This is a genomic window from Bradyrhizobium yuanmingense, assembly GCF_025200905.1.
Classification (GTDB): domain Bacteria; phylum Pseudomonadota; class Alphaproteobacteria; order Rhizobiales; family Xanthobacteraceae; genus Bradyrhizobium; species Bradyrhizobium yuanmingense.
The window spans coordinates 2,349,843-2,367,996 of record NZ_CP104173.1 but is presented as its reverse complement, the minus strand read 5'-3'; the positions used below and the strand labels follow the sequence as shown (position 1 = coordinate 2,367,996).

General features: G+C 65.7%; 20 protein-coding genes. 8 read left to right on the top strand and 12 right to left on the bottom strand.

The window, feature by feature from the left end; genetic code table 11:
* Nucleotides 1–61: 61 nt before the first annotated feature.
* From N2605_RS11060 to arsC, 3 genes are read left to right on the top strand one after another with little or no spacing between them, the layout of a single operon-like run.
* Complete coding sequence (locus N2605_RS11060) at nt 62–421, top strand: ArsR/SmtB family transcription factor (RefSeq protein ID WP_036005887.1); 360 nt, start codon at nt 62–64, stop codon at nt 419–421.
* A complete protein-coding gene (locus tag N2605_RS11055) occupies nt 421–1,122 on the top strand; it encodes an aquaporin (protein ID WP_260346562.1) in 702 nt (233 codons plus the stop codon). Before N2605_RS11060 ends, N2605_RS11055 begins: the two co-directional genes overlap by 1 nt.
* The gene (gene arsC, locus N2605_RS11050) at nt 1,119–1,520 is read left to right on the top strand and encodes an arsenate reductase (glutaredoxin) (RefSeq protein WP_036005892.1); all 402 of its coding nucleotides are present in this window, start codon (nt 1,119–1,121) and stop codon (nt 1,518–1,520) included. The genes N2605_RS11055 and arsC overlap by 4 nt, the downstream gene beginning before the upstream one ends.
* Before the next feature lie 35 nt (nt 1,521–1,555).
* Here arsC and N2605_RS11045 read toward each other — a convergent pair whose 3' ends face one another.
* The 6 genes from N2605_RS11045 to N2605_RS11020 form a co-directional block, all read right to left on the bottom strand.
* Entirely contained in the window at nt 1,556–2,320 is a 765-nt protein-coding gene (locus N2605_RS11045) for a hypothetical protein (RefSeq protein ID WP_260346561.1), read from the bottom strand.
* Between the two features lie 2 nt (nt 2,321–2,322).
* Nucleotides 2,323–2,532, bottom strand: a complete 210-nt coding sequence (locus tag N2605_RS11040; protein WP_260346560.1) for a hypothetical protein — start codon at nt 2,530–2,532, stop codon at nt 2,323–2,325.
* An 8-nt stretch (nt 2,533–2,540) separates the two neighbouring features.
* Nucleotides 2,541–2,984, bottom strand: coding sequence for a hypothetical protein (locus N2605_RS11035; RefSeq protein WP_225111717.1), 444 nt, complete (start codon nt 2,982–2,984; stop codon nt 2,541–2,543).
* A 24-nt stretch (nt 2,985–3,008) separates the two neighbouring features.
* Entirely contained in the window at nt 3,009–6,425 is a 3,417-nt protein-coding gene (locus N2605_RS11030; protein WP_260346559.1) for a CHAT domain-containing protein, read from the bottom strand.
* Nucleotides 6,426–6,638: 213 nt separating this feature from the next.
* Complete coding sequence (locus tag N2605_RS11025; RefSeq protein ID WP_260346558.1) at nt 6,639–7,400, bottom strand: hypothetical protein; 762 nt, start codon at nt 7,398–7,400, stop codon at nt 6,639–6,641.
* Nucleotides 7,401–7,416: 16 nt separating this feature from the next.
* On the bottom strand, nt 7,417–7,605 hold the full coding sequence (locus tag N2605_RS11020; protein ID WP_036005903.1) for a hypothetical protein: 189 nt from the start codon (nt 7,603–7,605) through the stop codon (nt 7,417–7,419).
* 255 nt (nt 7,606–7,860) lie between these two features.
* Here N2605_RS11020 and N2605_RS11015 point away from each other — a divergent pair, with 255 nt between their 5' ends.
* A complete protein-coding gene (locus N2605_RS11015) occupies nt 7,861–8,835 on the top strand; it encodes a DUF2336 domain-containing protein (protein WP_036005905.1) in 975 nt (324 codons plus the stop codon).
* 84 nt (nt 8,836–8,919) lie between these two features.
* Here the strand turns inward: N2605_RS11015 and N2605_RS11010 are convergent, their stop codons facing one another.
* The 4 genes from N2605_RS11010 to N2605_RS10995 form a co-directional block, all read right to left on the bottom strand.
* A complete protein-coding gene (locus tag N2605_RS11010; protein ID WP_225144051.1) occupies nt 8,920–9,264 on the bottom strand; it encodes a DUF1491 family protein in 345 nt (114 codons plus the stop codon).
* A gap of 46 nt (nt 9,265–9,310) precedes the next feature.
* Nucleotides 9,311–9,523 (bottom strand): hypothetical protein, encoded by a 213-nt coding sequence (locus N2605_RS11005; protein ID WP_024339804.1) that lies wholly within the window; start codon nt 9,521–9,523, stop codon nt 9,311–9,313.
* Between the two features lie 147 nt (nt 9,524–9,670).
* Nucleotides 9,671–10,387 carry a peptidoglycan-binding domain-containing protein gene (locus tag N2605_RS11000; RefSeq protein WP_128262624.1) on the bottom strand — a complete coding sequence of 239 codons (717 nt, stop codon included), beginning with the start codon at nt 10,385–10,387 and terminating at the stop codon, nt 9,671–9,673.
* On the bottom strand, nt 10,380–12,245 hold the full coding sequence (locus N2605_RS10995) for a sensor histidine kinase (RefSeq protein ID WP_260346557.1): 1,866 nt from the start codon (nt 12,243–12,245) through the stop codon (nt 10,380–10,382). The genes N2605_RS11000 and N2605_RS10995 overlap by 8 nt, the downstream gene beginning before the upstream one ends.
* A 412-nt stretch (nt 12,246–12,657) precedes the next feature.
* Here N2605_RS10995 and N2605_RS10990 point away from each other — a divergent pair, with 412 nt between their 5' ends.
* Nucleotides 12,658–13,116, top strand: a complete 459-nt coding sequence (locus tag N2605_RS10990; protein ID WP_036042942.1) for a DUF5330 domain-containing protein — start codon at nt 12,658–12,660, stop codon at nt 13,114–13,116.
* Nucleotides 13,117–13,186: 70 nt separating this feature from the next.
* The gene (locus N2605_RS10985; protein ID WP_057027182.1) at nt 13,187–13,615 is read left to right on the top strand and encodes a SufE family protein; all 429 of its coding nucleotides are present in this window, start codon (nt 13,187–13,189) and stop codon (nt 13,613–13,615) included.
* Nucleotides 13,616–13,720: 105 nt separating this feature from the next.
* Here N2605_RS10985 and N2605_RS10980 read toward each other — a convergent pair whose 3' ends face one another.
* Together N2605_RS10980 and N2605_RS10975 are read right to left on the bottom strand one after the other, a co-directional pair.
* A complete protein-coding gene (locus N2605_RS10980) occupies nt 13,721–14,137 on the bottom strand; it encodes a Ros/MucR family transcriptional regulator (RefSeq protein WP_260346556.1) in 417 nt (138 codons plus the stop codon).
* Nucleotides 14,138–14,284: 147 nt separating this feature from the next.
* A complete protein-coding gene (locus N2605_RS10975) occupies nt 14,285–15,151 on the bottom strand; it encodes a DUF308 domain-containing protein (protein WP_225149872.1) in 867 nt (288 codons plus the stop codon).
* A 329-nt stretch (nt 15,152–15,480) separates the two neighbouring features.
* Between N2605_RS10975 and N2605_RS10970 the strand changes: the two genes are divergently transcribed.
* Both N2605_RS10970 and N2605_RS10965 read left to right on the top strand, forming a co-directional pair.
* A complete protein-coding gene (locus N2605_RS10970; protein ID WP_074447486.1) occupies nt 15,481–17,130 on the top strand; it encodes a glycosyltransferase family 39 protein in 1,650 nt (549 codons plus the stop codon).
* A 208-nt stretch (nt 17,131–17,338) separates the two neighbouring features.
* Nucleotides 17,339–18,118, top strand: coding sequence for a class II aldolase/adducin family protein (locus tag N2605_RS10965; RefSeq protein WP_225146020.1), 780 nt, complete (start codon nt 17,339–17,341; stop codon nt 18,116–18,118).
* Nucleotides 18,119–18,154: the final 36 nt, after the last annotated feature.

Below are 18,154 nucleotides of genomic sequence, written 5' to 3'. Positions count from 1 at the left end.
ACTCCATGGACCGGAGGTTTCCAGATTGACTTTCCCGCAATAATTCCATAAATCTGGATATATGGAAACAGAGCAAGCCGTCCTGGCGCTCGCCGCGCTGTCTCAACCGACCCGTCTGGAGGCGTTCCGGACGCTGGTCAGGCACGAGCCTGACGGTCTTGCGGCCGGCGATCTCGCCCGCCTGTTGGAAGTCCCGCAAAACACGCTGTCGGCGCATCTGTCGATTCTGAGCCGCGCCCGCCTCGTGTCCTCCGAGCGGCACAGTCGCTCGATCGTCTACCGCGCCAATCTCGGCGAATTCCGCGACGTCGCGCTCTTCCTGCTGCGCGATTGCTGCGGCGGACGGCCGGAGGTTTGCGAGCCCGTCGTCGAGACCTTGCAATCGTGCTGCTCGCCAAAACGAAAGGAGCGAGCCGGCTGATGGACAGTTTCGATCTCCCGCGGCGCCTCGCGGCTGAAGCGCTCGGCACGGGTATTCTCGTCGCCACCGTGGTCGGCTCCGGCATCATGGCGGAAACGCTGACCAAGGACGTCGCCCTTGCGCTGCTCTGCAACACCTTGCCGACCGGGGCCATCCTGGTTGTCCTGATCACGGTGCTCGGTCCGATCTCCGGCGCACATCTCAATCCCGCAGTGACGCTCGTCTTCACCGGCAAGCGCGAGCTGCCGGTCAACGAGGCCGCGCTTTACGTGATCGCGCAGATCGCTGGCGGCATCGCGGGAACGCTGGCGGCGCATCTGATGTTCGGCCTGCCGCTGCTCGACCTCTCGACCAAGGTCCGAACCGGAGGGCCGCAATGGTTCGCCGAAGCGGTCGCTGCGTTCGGGCTGGTCGCGACGATCCTGGCCGGCATCCGGTTTCAGCGGACGGCCATCCCCTGGCTGGTCGGCCTTTACATCACGGCCGCCTATTGGTTCACGGCTTCCACGTCGTTTGCCAACCCTGCGGTGGCCATCGCAAGGTCGCTGACGAACACGTTCGCCGGCATTCGCCCCGCTGACCTGCCCGGATTCATCCTCGCGGAACTCTGCGGCGCCTTCGCGGGCATGCTGCTGATGAACTGGTTGCTCGGCCGCTCACGCGCGTCCGCCTCCGTCGCAATCACGGAGACAGTTCGATGACCGTCACGATCTATCACAATCCCGCCTGTGGCACCTCGCGCAACACGCTGGCGATGATCCGGCAGAGCGGCGTCGAGCCTGATGTCATCGAATATCTGAAGACTCCACCCTCGCGGGACAAGCTCAAGGAACTGATCGCGAGCATGGGCATTCCGGTCCGCGCGCTGCTGCGCGAGAAGGGAACGCCTTACAAGGAGCTCGGCCTGGACGACCCCAAATGGAGCGATGAGCAGCTCCTCGATGTCATGATCGCCCACCCTATCCTCATCAACCGGCCGATCGTGGTGACGCCAAAGGGCACGCGCTTGTGCCGGCCGTCGGAAGCCGTGGTCGATCTCCTGGACAATCCGGTTGGCCGGTTCGTGAAAGAGGACGGCGAAGTGGTGGAAGCGCGCTAGGCCTGAAGGCGCGCCGTGAGACAGATGCAGTCGAGCTAGCCCAGCAAGCCCTTCAATCCCGCATAGATCGAGCCGACGCCGGTCGCGGCAACGCCGGCGAGCGGCCCCGCGGTCTGCATGAGGTCCTGTATCAAGCGGGCACGACGGCGCAGCTGTTCCTCGCCGACATGCTGCCCGAGCAGCCGCGCCACCCTGAAGGCGAACGCGTTCGGCTTGCCTCCCTGCGTCAGCACACGCGGCAGGATCTGGAAGATCACGACGCTGAGAATGTTGCCGGAGACGAAGGCGAGCAGGATGCTCGCGCCATATTCGAACACTTCACGCCATTCGATCCAGATCGTCGGAAGGATCGGAACATGGTCATGGATCCCCGTAACCGTCAGCATCGATAGGACGCTGACGGCCGCTGCCAGGAACGCCAGCACGAACGCCGTCAGGGCGGACACCCGGTGCAACGGATAGGCCACGAAGCCGAACAGCAGCGGTATGGCGATCGATGCAATCCGGAGCGGGATGGGGGACACGTTGAAGGTGATGGTCACGAGCACATGCGCGATCACCAGCAGCAGGGCTGGAATGACCACATAAAGCACCGCATGCGTTCCGTAATAGCGCAATGGATTCTTGTAGCGCTCCAGACGGACGTTGACGCGATCGAGATCCCGCCTGAGCTTGTCCAGCTCGGCAACGATCTCGTCGATCTCGAGGAGCGTCGGTCGCACGACGCGCAAGTCGCGCGAACAATGCTTGCACGCGATGGCTTCGTCCTTGATCGTCTCGGCGCAGAACGGACATTCCATCGCTAGCGCGACTTCCCTCGCCTCATAATGGCTTCGATCTCGCCTCTGGCCCGCTTCAGTTCATCGCGCAGATCCTCGCGCTTGCGCAAGAGATCGTCGCGCTCGGCAAGCAACGTGGCGGGAACGGCGATGTCGCGCCCGCACGAGGCGCAGACCAGCGCACCCTTGGCATTTTCCGACCGGCAGTAGAGGCACGCCACTTGCGAGTTCACCTGCGAGCTCACTTGGGCGCAACCTTCAGGGTGAAGACGGTCGTGCCCGGCCGGCCATCGCTGTCCTTGATGTCGACACGCATCGTGTACTCGCCCGGCGGCAACTCCGCATCCTGCATGTTGATGCCATCTGGCTGCACGAAGGGCTTGACCCGAGGCGTCAGGTCGACGTTCGGCGTTCGGAGGAAGATCACCTTGACCGATTCCGGATCGATCTTGGCCCCGCCATAGGACTGGAATTTCAACACCAGCCGCAGAGGAGAATTCGCGGGAGCGCCCGGCGAGACGAACTCGATTTTCGGGCCGCGCATGATGCCGCGCTGATCGACGGCGACCGCGCCTTTGGGAGGCGGCAGCTTGGCCTCCTCTTCCGTGATCAATGGCGCGGCGAGCGAGGATCCCGCGGCCAACAGACCTGCAACCACCAGAGCCAGTAGAGCATTCCGCTTCATTTTCCTTGCCCCCTTTCCCATTCGTCAACGCAAGCCGCCATCGCCGATGATCGTGTAAGGCGCCCAGAACAGCGGATGCGCATAGGCAAACTCGGTCTTGCCCTCGCTGTTGAGATAGCCGGGACCATCGACAAGAGCCATCGTCGCCTGGCGCAGCGCTTCGCTGCGCGACAGCTTGGGATCGTCGGCCTGTCGCTTGAACAGGTTCGTCACCAATTGCCGCGCCGACTGGGAGTGCACCGACCAGTTCGTCACCAGCAGGGCGCGCGTGCCTGCGTAGAAGAACGCACGGCCCAGCCCGGAGGCCGCCTCGGCCCCCGCGCCTGCGCCGGCGCCGGTATTGCAGGCAGACAGCACGACCCAGTCCGCATCGAGCTTGAGACCGAGAATCTCTTCCATCGTCAGCAGTCCGTCGCCGCCCTCGCCCGTCACCACCGGCGACGACAGAGCGAGCGCCGGTTGCGTCAGCCCGTTGAGTTCGCCCGGGACTAGACCGTGGGTCGCAAAGGCCAGGATCCTGAAGCCGGAGAGGTTCATCGTCTTCACCGCGCTCTCGGTCGCGCTCTTGCCGAGGAACAGCACCTTCGAGGGATCCGCCTGCAAGGCCAGCGCGATCGACTTCAACTCGTCCGCGGTGTCGGGCAAACGGGGCAACAGACCGAGTTCGGCGCTATCGACGCCGTCGAGCTTGGGACTGTTGCGCCGCTTCAGCGGCCCGCCGCGCGTGATGTTGCCGCCGGCATCGGCCAGCTGAATCTTCTCACCCGTGCCTTCCGCCTCGGCGTGCTGATCGCTGTTGAAATAGGGATCGCCGAACGCGACGAGGTCGCCGCGGCCGGGCTTGCCGGGCGGCAACTGCCGCAGCGTGCGCAGCGCCGCCGCCGACGGCACCGTCGACACGGCATGGGTTCGCGCCAGCCACGGCACGTTGCGATAACCGACGAAGAGCGGGTCTTCGTCGGCGGCCACCTCCGCCGGTGCCGTCGGCAACAAGGCGAGCGGCAGCAGGCCCAGCGCACCGTTGGTGACAACGATCAGGTTCTTGGCCGGCTTCCAGCCGCTCTCGACCGGCTTGAGCAGCAGCTCGTACAACTCATGGCCGAGCTTGAGATCGAACGGTGGAATGTCCGAGATCATCGCCGCCTGGGGCTCGAGCGCCTCGCGCAGCTTGCGGATCTTGCTCTCGATGTCGCCGATCCTGGCCTGGACGGTGGCGAATGCCACCGGCCCCGACTTCGGCACGGCCCAGACGAAGCTGCCGTTCTGGCCGAAATAGAACGACAGCATGGCCTCGCCCTCGGTCAGCGTCGCGCGGATCTCGGCGACGCTCGGCGGCCTTGGCGAGACGAGATCGGCATAGATCGGGAATTTCTGCTTGATCTCCTGGCGCGCCTTGTCGCGCTGGCCGCGCAACGCTGCGATCGAGCCCTGTATCTGCTGCACGCCTTTCTCGTCGCGTTCCGCTGCGGGAAGCGCGAGCACGTTGTTAAGCGTACCGAGCTGGGCGTTGACCTGCTTGCTCAGATCCTGCTCTTTCCGCACGAGCTCGGCGAGCGCGGGATCCTTTGCCGCCGCACGCGCACTCGAGGCAGCCAGCGCCTGCTGCACCGAGCGGCCGCGGACGGCATCGGCCAGGCTGAACGTCTCTTCGCCGACATTGGTGCCGCCTCCTTCCACCCTGCCGAGCAGCAGCAGATAGCTCTCGACGATGGTCTGCAGCCGCTGGCTGCGCGCGGCCACCACGGTCGTGTTCTCGTCGTCGGCGTTATCGTTGGCGCTCGCCATCATCACCGGAATGGCGGCCCTAAACTCGCGGATTGCGTCGGCATCGCGGCGGGCGCGCATCAATCCGACCGCCAGCGTGCCGCGCGCCGAGGCGGCGTCGAAATGATTCTCCCCCACCCGGGCGATCTGCCTCTTCACGAGCTGCTCCGCGGCGGCAATGCCGGCGTCCAGCTGCCCGGAATCGTAGAGCGACAGGATGCGCGAGGGATTGAGCTCGAAGACCTGGCGGCGCTGCGGGTCCCAGCCGGCGACGGCCTTTTCTATCCGCGCAAACATCTCGCCCGCTTCGGCGTTCTGGCGACGAAGCGTCAGGATGCCCGCAAGCTGCGACAGCAACTGCACCGTCGCCTGCGAATCCTCGGGCACACCCACCGTCTTGTTGATGTCGAGGGCGACACGGCCGAGCTTCTCGGCCTCCTCGTAGCGGCCCTGGTCGACCAAAATGCCCGCCATCCCCATGACGAAGCGCGGCGTGACCGGATTGTACTTGCCGGTATCCTTCAGGCGCGACAGCAGCGCGCGGCGCGCATCCACCTCGGCCTCGGCCAGCTTGCCCTGCTTCGCCTTCATGCGCGCCTGGCTCAACACGGTGCCATCGATCGCCTGCAGCAGAAGGGTCTCGGCCGGCGCACTGTCCGACGCCATGATGGCCTTCGTGCTTGCGCGCTTGCGCAGCTCGGCGGTGCGATAGGCGGCCTCGGCATCGGCGAACTGTCCGCGTGCCTCGAAGATCGCGGCGCGAGTGAGCTCCAGCTCGCCTTCCCAGCTCTGGCCGAACTTCGCATAGGCCGCACGCCAATTGGGATGGCCGCTGGTGCGGGCCTCCTGGATCGCAGTCTGGGTGCGGCGGAGATAGGCTTCGGCCTGTGCGAGGTCGCCCATCTGGATGAGAACGACCGCGATCCCACGGTTCGTCACGAACTGAAATCCCTTGGCGCCGGGCATGCTGGCCGATTCGCGCAAAAGTCTTTGCATGATCTCGAGCGCGCGCTTCGGATCGCCCGCGAGCGAGTGTTGCAGGGACTGGAGCTGCAACATGCGCCCCAGCAAATTCGGGCCGACGGCGCCGCGCCCGACCTCCACGGCCTTGTCGGCGTCAGCCATCGCTTCGGCGAGCCGGCCGAGCTGCGCGCGGGCATTGGCGCGATCGAAATAGAGCTGCGCGAGGTCCTGGCGGGACTCCTTGCCCGTGGGCACGGAGTCGGCCTCCGACTTCAATTCCGCGATCATCTTCTCGTTGGGCTTGTCGCCGTCGAGGATCGCCGTGATGTCGGAGATGCTGCGCGGCGGGGCGACGAAATCCTTCGGCAGTGCCGTGCCTGCCTCGAGCTTGGGCGCCGTTTCCTTGGGAAGCTCGACGGCGACATTGGCGCGGCCATTAGCGGCATTGAGCGCCGCCATGACACAGGCCCTGACCTGCGGCGTTGCTTTTGCCCGGCAGGCTTCGAGATTTGCGCCTCCGGCAGGTCCGCCGCCGGCGCGCATGCAGGCCTGCACGATCGGCTTGCCGACCCTCATCCGGCAATTCTCGAGCGCTGCTTCCTTGGTCAGCGCGGCCGCGGAGCCAGTCGATCCGAGCAGAATGGCAACTGCCAACAGGCGGCCCGAGGAAATGTCCAGACGGCTCTTGCGCGGATGCGCGGCGTTTAAGCTCATCTCGAAGGACCTTTGGATAAAATGAATTCGAAGAAACGATGCGATCCTATCCGGCCGGCGCGGAAGGACAAGGGCCATCAATGCGGTTCCCGGAGAACCTCAACCAGGTGGGCGGCGGCAGGCGGCGCACTCCCGTGGAACCGGTCAGGCGGCCCGGGGAATCGGGCCGATCGGCCGCGGGGCGGCCGCGCTCAAAGGGCTGAGGACCCGTGCTTAGCCCTTCGAGACCACCGCGCGACCATAGGGCGGTTGCCCCTGGACCGGCGGATTGGCGGTCTGGGCGGCGAGCTCGCCGATCAGGCGATCGGCATCGGCGGCCATGCCGTCGGGGGCCTGGATCACCAGGCGCTCCAGCGCCCAGCGATAGGACGAGATGCGCTGCTCCAGGCATTGCTGCACCCACTGGATGATCAGCGAGTTCTCCTGCATGCGCGCGACCGCGTCGTCCCTCTCCCTCGGGGACAGCGCGGAGACCCGCGCCATGCTGGCATCGCGCTTCCTGTCGAGATCGATGACGCGGATCGCGGATGCGAAGAACGGCTCGAAGCGGGTGATGTCGTTGCGCACGTCCTCGATCAGCTGCGCATAGCGCGAGGAATGCGAGCGGTGCGGCTCGTCGATCAGGGTGCGCCCGTACATGGTGCGGTCGAACACGACCTTCTGCCGCCACGGCGAGGGCAGCGCCTTGTAGTCGCCGAACACGCTCTTCCATGCGGGGCGCGACAGCGGCGGCTCGATCATGGGATAGGCGAGATCGCGAAGCTGGCGCTCTTCGTCGGTGAGCTGGAATTGCGATGGTCTCAGGCCGACGCTGGAGGTGACCTCCGCACCGAGCCAGCGATGCATGTCGTCGCTGCGCATGCTCTCGCGGGTGCGGCCGAAGTCGCCGCCGCTACACGCCGCGAGCAAGGCGCCCAGCAGCGCGAGCAGGACGGCCGATAGGACAGGCCGGATCTGGTGGATGACGTCCGGCATTGCATGAAGCCGGATGTCAGCGGCGGCGACGACGGCGCCCCGGCGCTGTGCCCTGCTCCGGCCCGCGATCGCCGCTGGTTTCGTCCGCCTCGCGCTCGATTCGAATCACGGGAAGGATCAGAACCGTTCCCATGTCCGCGCGCGGAGCGACATCCCCGGACGAGCCCACCCGGCGACCGGCCGGAAATTCGATGATGGTCCCCATGTCAGCTCTCTTCAATTGCCGCGCGACCGAACGCGCCCCAGCAACATGCATTCATTAAGATCAGCTCATGGTTAACGGGGTGTAAACGGGCCGCTTCAACCGTAGCCGCACGGACCGCGCCGCGCCGTCCCGTTGCGGCACGACAACGCCTCAAATTGCAGGGCCGGCTTCACGCCTCGTTTTCCTTAACGAGGCTTTAAACGAAGCTGCGCTAGGCTCGCCCCCAAGTATCTTTCCCGAGTTGCGTACGCCTCCATGACCAAGTCGCTGTTTCCCGGATTCGACGGGCTGATGACCCTGTCCCGTCGCGAAGGTGTCGATGTCCGTCCGACGCTGCTGCGCGTGCTGACCGACCTCTATGTCCAGACGAGCACCCACAGCGACGACGAGCAGCGGCAATTCGTCGAGCTCGCCACGCGGCTGATCGACCAAGTCGACGATGCGACGCGCGCGGCCGTCAAGGCCCGCCTCGCGGTCTATCCGCAGACGCCCGTCCCGATCCTGCAGAAGCTCGGCCTGGTCGCCACCCAGGAAGGCCGCAGGGTTCCACTGGCCCGGGAGATCCCCGCCCCGCCGCGCGCGTCTGCTCCGGCGCGCGTGCCGACCGAGGCCGAGCAACGCATGGCCGCCAACTTGGCGATGCAGCCGAAAGAGGCGGCCGAGATCCACGACATGTTCTTCCGCGCCGGCGCCTCCGAGCGCGCGCTGATCCTGCATAATCTGGCGCAGACCCCGCTGAAAGCCGCCCCCCGTATTCCGACCGTGCGCGCCAAGCGCGCGATCCAGATCCTGGAGATGGCGGCGATCGCGGGCGATATCGAAAGCTTCACCTTCGAGCTCGGCGACAGCCTGATCCTGCCCTCGCGCGTCGCAGCCCAGATCGTCGACGATGCCGGCGGCGAGGCGCTTGCCGTTGCCGCACGCGCGCTCGACATGCCGAGCCCGGTGTTCCAGCGCATTCTCTTGTTCTTCAAGCCGGAGATCGGAACGTCCGTGAACGCCGTGTACCGCCTGTCGCGGCTCTATGACCGTCTCGCCGAGCGATCGGCGCTGGTGATGCTGGCGGCCTGGCGCGGCTCGACGCTCGCGGTCACCCGCGCGAAGTATCAGTCCTCGCTGCATGACGGGGAGCGCCAGCGCGCACGCGCCGGCGCGAGCCAGACGCGGCCGGGCGTGCAGCCCGGCTCGAGCCCGGCGGTGCGGACGGGGACTAATCCGTCGGATCGCTGATTTGCTTACGCCGCCTCAGCGAGCGGCAGCGGTGAGGCACGCAACGAACTCCAACCCCGTCATTGCGAGCAATGACGGTTGAGGCTACGCCTTGGCCAATTCCAGAAAATGCCGGCCCGCGCGATCCTCGGTCTCGACGATCCAGGCATCCGGATCGAAGCGGATTTCCTTGATCAGCCGCTCCTCGATCGTGTGATCCGGCAGAGGCTGCGGCGCGACAGGGACGAAAAAGCGGTCGACCGGCCGGCCGTCGTCATAGACGGTCTGCGGCGCCGGCGCATACAGCATGGCATGGCCGTCGAGCAGCGACACCTTGACGAACACCGCGCCCGCCTCCTCGGCACCGCGACGCCGCACGGCGCCGAATACGCCCTCGGTCTGGCACCGGCGCAAGTAAGCCGCCACCCAAATGTTGGATTTCAAACGCATGAATTCGACGATAGGCCAGCGCGAGGCCTCACGCCAGCTTTACGTCTCACGCCTTGCGCGTGCCGTCCTGACCACCGCGAATCTGCGTTGCGATGAAGTATGACAGCGGCATAGCGAGTGCAAATCCTACCGCCACGGCATAGGGAATGTTCCTGATGGCGTCGGCGGCGAAGCTCGGGACCATCAGCACCACGATGAGGCTGATGCCCGCCAGCGTCGTGCCGAGCATGATCCAGACGAGAATCGAGACCTTGAACATGACGACCTCTCTTCCTTGATGAGATGAGCCATCTTGTTCCTGCGGCCGCCGGCCGTCATTGATCCCACTCAAATCGCAATCGTATCGGATCCGGTCCATCGTGCCGGCGCCGGCAATTGACCTGCGTCAACGACACTCGACGTGCGGCTATTCGACCGGGCGGCCGATCGCAGCGGCGAGCTCGCGCAGCAGCCGGTCCGAGACCTGGCCGGTGACCTGCATCTTGTGCTCGCGCTCGAACTTCTGGATTGCGGCCTGGGTCTCGGCGCTCATGCTGCCCGTGATCTTCAAATTGCCGTAGCCGTATTCGGACAGCGCGCGCTGCACGCCGGCAATGCGACGTGCGGCCGGGCTTTGCGCCGGGATCGGCGCCGGCGGACGCAGGGCCGCGGGCGGTGTCGAGGTGGTCGCCTTGACCAGATTGGTCATCGGATCGTTCGAGCGCGTCGATGCGGTCGCCTCGACCGGCTTTTCGGGCGGCTTCTCGGCAGCACGCTCGGCGGGTTTGGGCTCGACCGGCTTGGGCTCCACGCGGAACTCCGTCGCGCGCGGCTCGAGCGGCGAGGTATCGGCGCCGACGGGGCGCGGACGCGGCATGGGATTCGACAGCGGCACGGACGACGGCGCGGGAAGATTGATCACCGTGCCGAACATCGGCGCGGGATGCCGGCCGGTCTGTAGGAACAGCGCATTGGCAACAATCGCGGCGATCGCGGCGACGGCGACGAGGCCGGCCAGCGTGTCCTTGGGGCTGTGCAGCAGCACGCGCATCACGAGGTTGCGCTCGGTCTCGACGTCGACAACCGCAGCCTTGGCGCCACGGCGGCGCGGAGCGGCTTCGTCCTTGGCAGACTTCTTAGGCACTTTTCTTCACCAGAGCGGGTTGGTCCTGAGACTGATCGTGAGCTTGGTCTTGAATATCCTGACCTTGAAGATCCTGGCGCAGCGCCGGCGTCAGCGTCGCAATCTTGCGCTCGGCCGGCTTGGCTTGCGGCGGCGTGTAGACGAGCGGCAGCTTGACGGTGACCGCCGTGCCCTCGCCCAACCTGCTTTGTACCGTCAATTCGCCGAGATGCAACGCCACGAGACTCTTCACGATCGAAAGTCCAAGGCCGGTGCCCTCGTGCCGGCGCTGATAGGTCGTGCCGGCCTGGAAGAACGGCGCGCCGATGCGCTTGAGATCGTCGGGCGCGATGCCGACGCCGGTGTCGCTGATGCGCAGCGTCAGCTGCGAGCCGGACACCGCGGCCGATACGCAGACCTGACCGCCGCGCTCGGTGAACTTGATGGCGTTGGCGACGAGGTTGAGCACGATCTGCTTGAAGGCCCTGGGATCGCCCGTCATGACGGGCAGGTCCTGCGGCGCGTCGGTGATCAGGTCGATGCCGTTCTCCCGCGCCTTCAGCGCCAGCAGATTGCAGCAATGCAATAGCGAAGCGCGCGGCGCGAACGGCTCGGACGCGATCTCGAAATTGCCCGATTCCATCTTCGACATGTCCAGGATGCCGTTAACGACCGACAGCAGGTGCTGGCCGGAATCGTTGATCAGCTGGGCGTATTCCTTGCGCTGCGCAGCACCCAGCATCAAGGCCTGCTCCTGCGCGATCATCTCGGAGAAGCCGATGATGGCGTTGAGCGGCGTGCGCAGCTCGTGGCTCATGGTGGCGAGGAAGCGCGTCTTGGCGGCATCGGCCGCCTCGGCGGCGCTGCGCGCCTGGTCCAGCGCCTGCTCGAAAAGCTTGCGGTCGGTGACGTCGCGCATCACCGCGACGACTTCGGCTTCGCACGTGACGTCACGCGCGCTGTCCTGATCGAGCGGACGGCAGCGCATCTCGACCCAGATGAAATCGACCTGGCCGCGCTCGGCGGCGGGCTCGCGCCGCAGCCTGAACTCGACGCTGCGCACCTCGCCGCGCGCCGCGTCGGACAGTGCCGTGAGATAGGCCGGCCGATCGGCGACATGGACACGGTCGAACAGGCCGTGGCCGAGCAGTTGCGCCACCTGCGCTCCGAGCATGGCCTCCACCGCCGGCGAGATGAATTGCACCGCACCGTTGCGCTGATGCCGCGAGATGACATCGCTCATGTTGCGCGCCAGCAGGCGGTAACGCTCCTCCTCGCGCGACAACAGCGCGACGCTGGTGCGCGCGAGCGATTCCGCGCCGAAGGCGAGGCCGCCGGCATAAAGAGTGGCAGACGTGACCCCGAAAGCCATCAGCACGCCGCGCTCGGCGGCACTCGGCTCAACCACCGGCAGCCAGCCGAGCTGGCTGACCAGAATCAGCATTCCGGCGCAGGACAGCGCAAGCAGCGAGGCAAACGCCGCGACGCGGCGCGAGGCCGACAGCGCAGCTTCGAGCGGAACCACGATCAGCCAGACCGCGGCGAAGGATTCGATGCCGCCTGTCGTGATCGCGACAGCCATGATCAGGCCGGCGAGCGCCAGCGACGACAGCACGTGCGCGCCCTCGTAACGGCCGGTGCGCGACAGGAACCAGGACAACATGATCGGCGCGATCAGCCAGGCAAAGGCCGCGACCTCGATCGCGCTCGGCGCGCCGCGCATGGCGAGATAGACCGGAAATGCAGCGAAGGCGGCGAGGCTGCCGAGCAGCCGCGGTGCCATGAAGGCGCGATGGCGCGCGCGCATCAGCGCATCGTAGCGCGCGGAGGGATGCAGCAGTGCATCGAGACAATCGCGGATGATACTCAAAACTGTCACGGGTCTTGCGCTTCGGCTCAATCGTCTCTTGGAAGACGCGCCGGAACGCCTCCTTGTCGTTGAGCCACCGTGTCAGAGCGACCTTAAACGAGTGCTAAGGCGGCACAGCGTGTGGCCGGACACCGCGTTATCGCGGAGCTTTTTAGACGATTTGGCGACGTCTTCGCTGCGAATGGTGAACGCAGGGTTTCACCCTGCTCCGCATGGTTTCGAATTGGTGGATGCGGGCGGCCGGCAGAACCATGGGTACGGGCGTCAATCGAAAATTTACCGGAACGTCGCTCCCGAAGAATCTGACGTCAATTTTCCGCGAATTAAGCTCAAGGCAATCACTTGCGATTTATCGAGGATCGCTAGGTCCGACATCCGCGGGAGATCGCCGCGGGCGGAGTCTAACGGACAGGTCGATAAGATGCGCTTTCTGCTCCGCATCACATTCTGGCTCGGGCTGGTGCTGGTGCTCCTGCCGCGGGACAAGACGCCCGAATCGGACAAGCTGCCGCAGATCGGCGCCGCCGATGCGGTGCAGGCCGCGACCGCGGCCGTTTCCGACGTGACCCAGTTCTGCAAGCGCCAGCCGGCGGCCTGCGAGGTCGGCGGCCAGGCCGCGACCATCATCGGCCAGCGCGCCCAGGACGGCGCGAAGAAGCTCTATCAGATCATCAACGACAAGAAAGAGCAGATCACCAACGACAAGAACGACGGCGGCAGGAACGACGGCAGCAAGACCGACAGCAAGAAGGCGCCCGACCATACCGGCTCGATCGCGCTGGCCGGCGAAGGCGATCTTGCAGCGAGCGAGGCGCCGCGCGATACCCTGACCCAGGACGACCTTGCGCTCGAATGGCGCGGACCGGGGCCGGCGAATTAAGCGTCCAGGCCCTATCGATTTCAGGGCTTCGCGTCTCTATATTGGCGGTAAGCGGGAACTGCGGGCCGATATGACGACGATCGACGACATCAGGGATAATTTCGAGCTTCTGGACGAGTGGGACGACCGCTACCGGTACGTCATCGAGCTCGGCCGCACTCTGGAACCGATGCCGGAGGCGGAACACTCGGCCGAGAACAAGGTGCAGGGCTGCGTCAGCCAGGTCTGGCTGCAGAAGACGGTCGATCGCAGCAATGGCGAGCCGGTCCTGAAATATCGCGGCGACAGTGACGCCCATATCGTGCGCGGGCTGGTCGCGATCGTGCTCGCGCTGTATTCGGGCCGCACGCCGCGGGAGATCCTCAATACCGACGCGATCGCCGTGTTCAACGAGTTCGGCTTTCGCGATCATCTGACGCCGCAGCGCTCCAATGGCCTGCGCTCGATGGTCGAGCGCATCAAGACCGATGCGAGAGAGGCGCTCGCGGAAGCGTCGTAAGATGCTCTCGTAGGGTGGGCAAAGCGGAGCGTGCCCACCTCCTGTGTATAATGAAAACTCGTGGGCACGGCGCTTTGCGCCTTTGCCCACCCTACAAGACCCCGACTACTTCCGCTTCCGCTGCTGCTGCCCGAGGCCCATCTGCTTGGCCAGTTGCGAGCGCGCCACCGCATAGTTCGGGGCGACCATGGGATAGTCGGCCGGCAAGCCCCACTTCTCGCGGTACTGCTCCGGCGTCATGTTGTACTGCGTGCGCAAATGGCGCTTCAGCGACTTGAAGCGCTTGCCGTCTTCGAGGCACACGAGATAATCGGGCGCGATCGACTTCTTGAGCGAGACGGCGGGCTTGGCCGGCTCCAGCGGCGCAGTCTCGGTGCGGCCTGACGAGACCCGCACCAAGGCGCCATGCACCTGACTGATCAGGTTCGCAATCTCGGCCGCCGGCGTCGGATTGTTGCTGAGATAGGCCGACACGATGCTCGCGGTCAGCTCGATGAAATTCTTCGCCCCCGCATCCGACATGCGCCCTCCCTTGTCCGCTTGTGGCTTACAGGATTGACGACACCGAAGTATTCCCTGTCAAGAATACATTCGGCTGAAACACGATGACTGACGGCGAGGCACTGATTACTGGTGAAAGGCGCCCGTCTACTTGAGCGCGCGGTCGCTTCAACCGCGCTGGTCGAGATGGGCACGGAGCTCGTCGATCGAGGCAAAGCGCATCATGCCCTCCGGCATCTGCGCCTCGATGGAGCCATCGGAATAGAGCGAATAGGCCATGCCATCGACGACGCCGGACTTGAGCACCGTCACCGGCGGGGGCTCCACGAGCGGCGGCGGCTCGGGCGCCGGCTCAGGAGCGGTCTCCGCCAAGGTCGACGGCGAGCGCGGCGGCGGCGGACGGCGTTGGGCGGCCGGCGGCTCCGGCGGGCGCGCACGGTCCGGCTTCGGCCAGGCGACGTCGAAGCTCGCAGGGGGCGAAAGGTTCGGGGCCTCGCTGGGCTCCGCGGGCGGCGGGGGAGTTTCAGTGGATTTTGCCTCCGCGCGCTCGCGCTCCTTGCGCGAGGTCGAGGCGAACAGCAGGTTGCGCCGGCGCGACGCTTCCGGAGCGGGAGGCGGTGTCGGGGCTTCCGGCTCCTGCTGCGGTGCCTCGGCACGCGGCCGCTCGCGCGCTGCAGCTTCGCTCTGCCACGGCGGCGGACTTGCGGGCGGTGGCGGCGGCGCCGGCTCGGCTCTCACCGCCGCAGCGGGCACCGGCTCGGGCGCGACTACGCCAGGCACAGCGAGGCCCGGCAGCGCGGGCCTGACCCGAACCTCGGATGGCGCGACCGCACCGGCCAGCCGGCGTGCGATGCCCCTGAGCTCGAGCAGCACCAGATGCAGGCCGACCAGTAACATTCCGGAGCAGACGCCAATGGTGCCGGAGACTATGAGAGTCCCACCGAGGCTGAATTCCCTGATCGTCATGCCGAAAATCACCGCGAGGAGACCCGCCAGCACGGCGCAAATCCCCACGATCAGCAATGCCAAATTCATCGAACTCACCCCCGGCCGCGCATCACGCGCGAGAACCGCTACGCCACGATACCGTCATACGCTGTTCCACGCCAACGGCCAATTCTGGGCAGTGTTCCTAAAGGGAAGGAAATCAGGGACTTATTCACATTCCCTTCAGCCGGGGCTCGCTACTGCTAAAGCTGCTCGCAAAGTCAGCTGAATGGGTGCCAACCGGAATTGCTGCGTCGCATCAGGAATTTAGCCATAATGCCCAATTACTTGGTAATGGAACTGCGCTATAGGGAGTCCGGGGTTGAGGCCCGCGCGCGCCAGCAGGGCCAAAAGGGGATTCCGGGGCACCGATAGCCATGACATCCATCACGACTTCGGCGATCGACACGCCTCAGCGGCGCTCGATCGAACGGACTTGCGACGATCTCGCCATGCTGGTGCTGGCCGCGGTCGCCGTCATTGCAGGCTTGACCTTCCGCGACTACGGGCTCGGCTGGGACGACTACACCCACGCCGAATATGCCGACCTGCTGCTGCGCATGTTCGGTTCCGGCTTCAAGGACACCGCGGCGCTCTCCTTCGCCAATCTCTACATGTATGGCGGCGGCTTCGACATGGTCGCGGCCCTGCTGCACAAGGTCATTCCGCTCGAGCTGTTCGAGACCCGCCGTCTGGTCGGCGCCATCGTCGGCGTAATCGGACTTGCCGTGACATGGCGGCTCGGCCGCCGCATCGGCGGACCGCTTGCCGGTCTGGCTTCCCTCCTCCTGCTTGCGCTCTGCCCGACCTTTTACGGCCACATGTTCATGAACCCGAAGGATGCACCCTTCGCGGTCGCCATGGTCGTCCTGATGCTCGGCCTCGTCCGGCTCGCCGAGGAATATCCGCAGCCATCGCCGCGCACGATCCTGATCGTCGGCTTGGGGGCCGGCCTTTCGCTCGGCTGCCGTGTTCTCGGCGGACTCGCGCTGGTCTACGCCGTGGTCGGCTTCGTGCCGCTGTTCCTGGAGGAATTGCGCACCGAAGGTCCGCGCGAATCCGTTCGCCGCTTCGCCCATGTCGTCTATGTGTTGCTGCCAGGCCTCGTGCTCGGCTACCTCGTGATGGGCCTGATCTGGCCGTGGTCGATCATGGAGCCCGGCAATCCCTTGGCGGCGCTGACCTACTTCTCGCATTTCTTCGAGAAGCCATGGAAGGAGATGTTCGACGGTGCGATCGTGTCGGTGCCCGACATGCCCTGGTCGTATCTGCCGACGCTGTTCGCCCTGCAGCTGCCCGAGGTGATGCTGGTTCTGATGGGCGGTGCGATCGTCAGCACTTTCGCCATGCTGCCGCGGCGCGAGGTTCCGGCACGCCGCAAGACCATCCTCCTGATGCTGACGCTGGCTGCTACCCTGCCGCTCGCGATCGCGATGGTGAAGCGCCCGGCGCTCTACAACGGCATCCGCCATTTCGTCTTCGTGATCCCGCCGATGGCGGTGCTCGGCGGCGTCGCCTTCGCCTGGACCATGGAGCGCCTGCGGGCCAATCACCGCACCTGGCAGCCGGTCGTGCTCGCCACCTTCTGCTTCGGCCTTGCGCTGTCGCTCGCCGAGATGATCCGGCTGCACCCCTATCAATACACGCACTTCAACCACATTGCCGGCACCGTGCGCGGCGCCGACGACCGCTTCATGCTGGACTATTGGGGCCTCGCCTTGAAGCAGGCCTCCGACGGATTGCGCGAGCAGCTCGTCGAGCGCCAGGAAGTGCCGCCCGGCAACCGCAAATGGAAGGTGGCGGTGTGCGGTCCGCAGCGCCCGGCCCAGGTGGCGCTCGGGCCCGACTTCACCATCGGCTGGGATTCCAACGCGGCCGATTTCGCCATGACGCTCGGCGAGTTCTACTGCAAGGGCCTCACCGCCCCGGTCATGGTCGAGATCAAGCGCGACGACGTGGTGTTCGCCCGCGTCTACGACATCCGGGGGCGCGGCATTTCCAGCCTGCTGTCGATCCCGGCGCCGTAGGATTTCTCCGTATCCGTAGCCCGGATGGAGCGAAGCGTAATCCGGGACCTGTGGTATCGTGCGAGCTGCCCCGCATTCCGCTTCGCTCCATGCGGGCTACGTGCTCCATGCGGGCCACGCTTGACAGCCACGCTCCTCGCGCCTTGCCGCAAGCCTCTCCCGCGACTACGCTCCTCCTCCGCAACAACGAGGTTCGGAGAGATCAGCCATGTCGCCAGCAGAAGCCCGCCTGAGGGAAGTCCCCTCCAACATGACGGAGGCGGAGTGGCAGCAACGGGTCAATCTCGCCGCATGCTATCGCCTGGTCGCGCTGTACGGCTGGGACGATCTGGTCGACACCCACATCTCCGCGCGCGTGCCCGGTCCCGACCATCACTTCCTGATCAATCCCTACGGGCTGATGTTCGAGGAAATCACGGCCTCCAGCCTCGTCAAGGTCGACCTGCACGGCAATCAGCTCTCCGAGAGCGAGTACAGCATCAATCCTGCCGGCTTCACCATCCATTCGGCGATCCACGAGGTGCGCGAGGACGCGATCTGCGTGCTGCATCTCCACACCCTCGACGGAACCGCGGTGTCGAGCAGCGCGGAAGGGCTCTTGCCCCTGAACCAGACCGCCCAGCTCGTCACCCACGACCTCGCCTATCACGACTATGAAGGCATCGCGCTCGACCACGAGGAGCGGCCACGGCTGCAGAAGGATCTCGGCGACCACAACCACATGCTCCTGCGCAATCACGGCACGCTGACGGTCGGCCGCTCGATCGCCTCCGCGTTCGAGCGCATGTACCATCTCGAGCGCGCCTGCTCGATGCAGGTGCGCACGCGCGCGCTCGGCACGCCGGTCTATCCGGTCGAGGAGATCGCGATCGAGAAGAACACCGAGCTGCTCGCCAACCGCGACCGCGCCGAGCTGCGCGCAAACAACCTCGTGTGGCCGCCCTTGCTGCGCAAGCTCGACCGCGTCAATCCCGGCTACCGGTCTTGAGATATTCACGAAATTGAGGTAGTGTTTCCGTCGAAC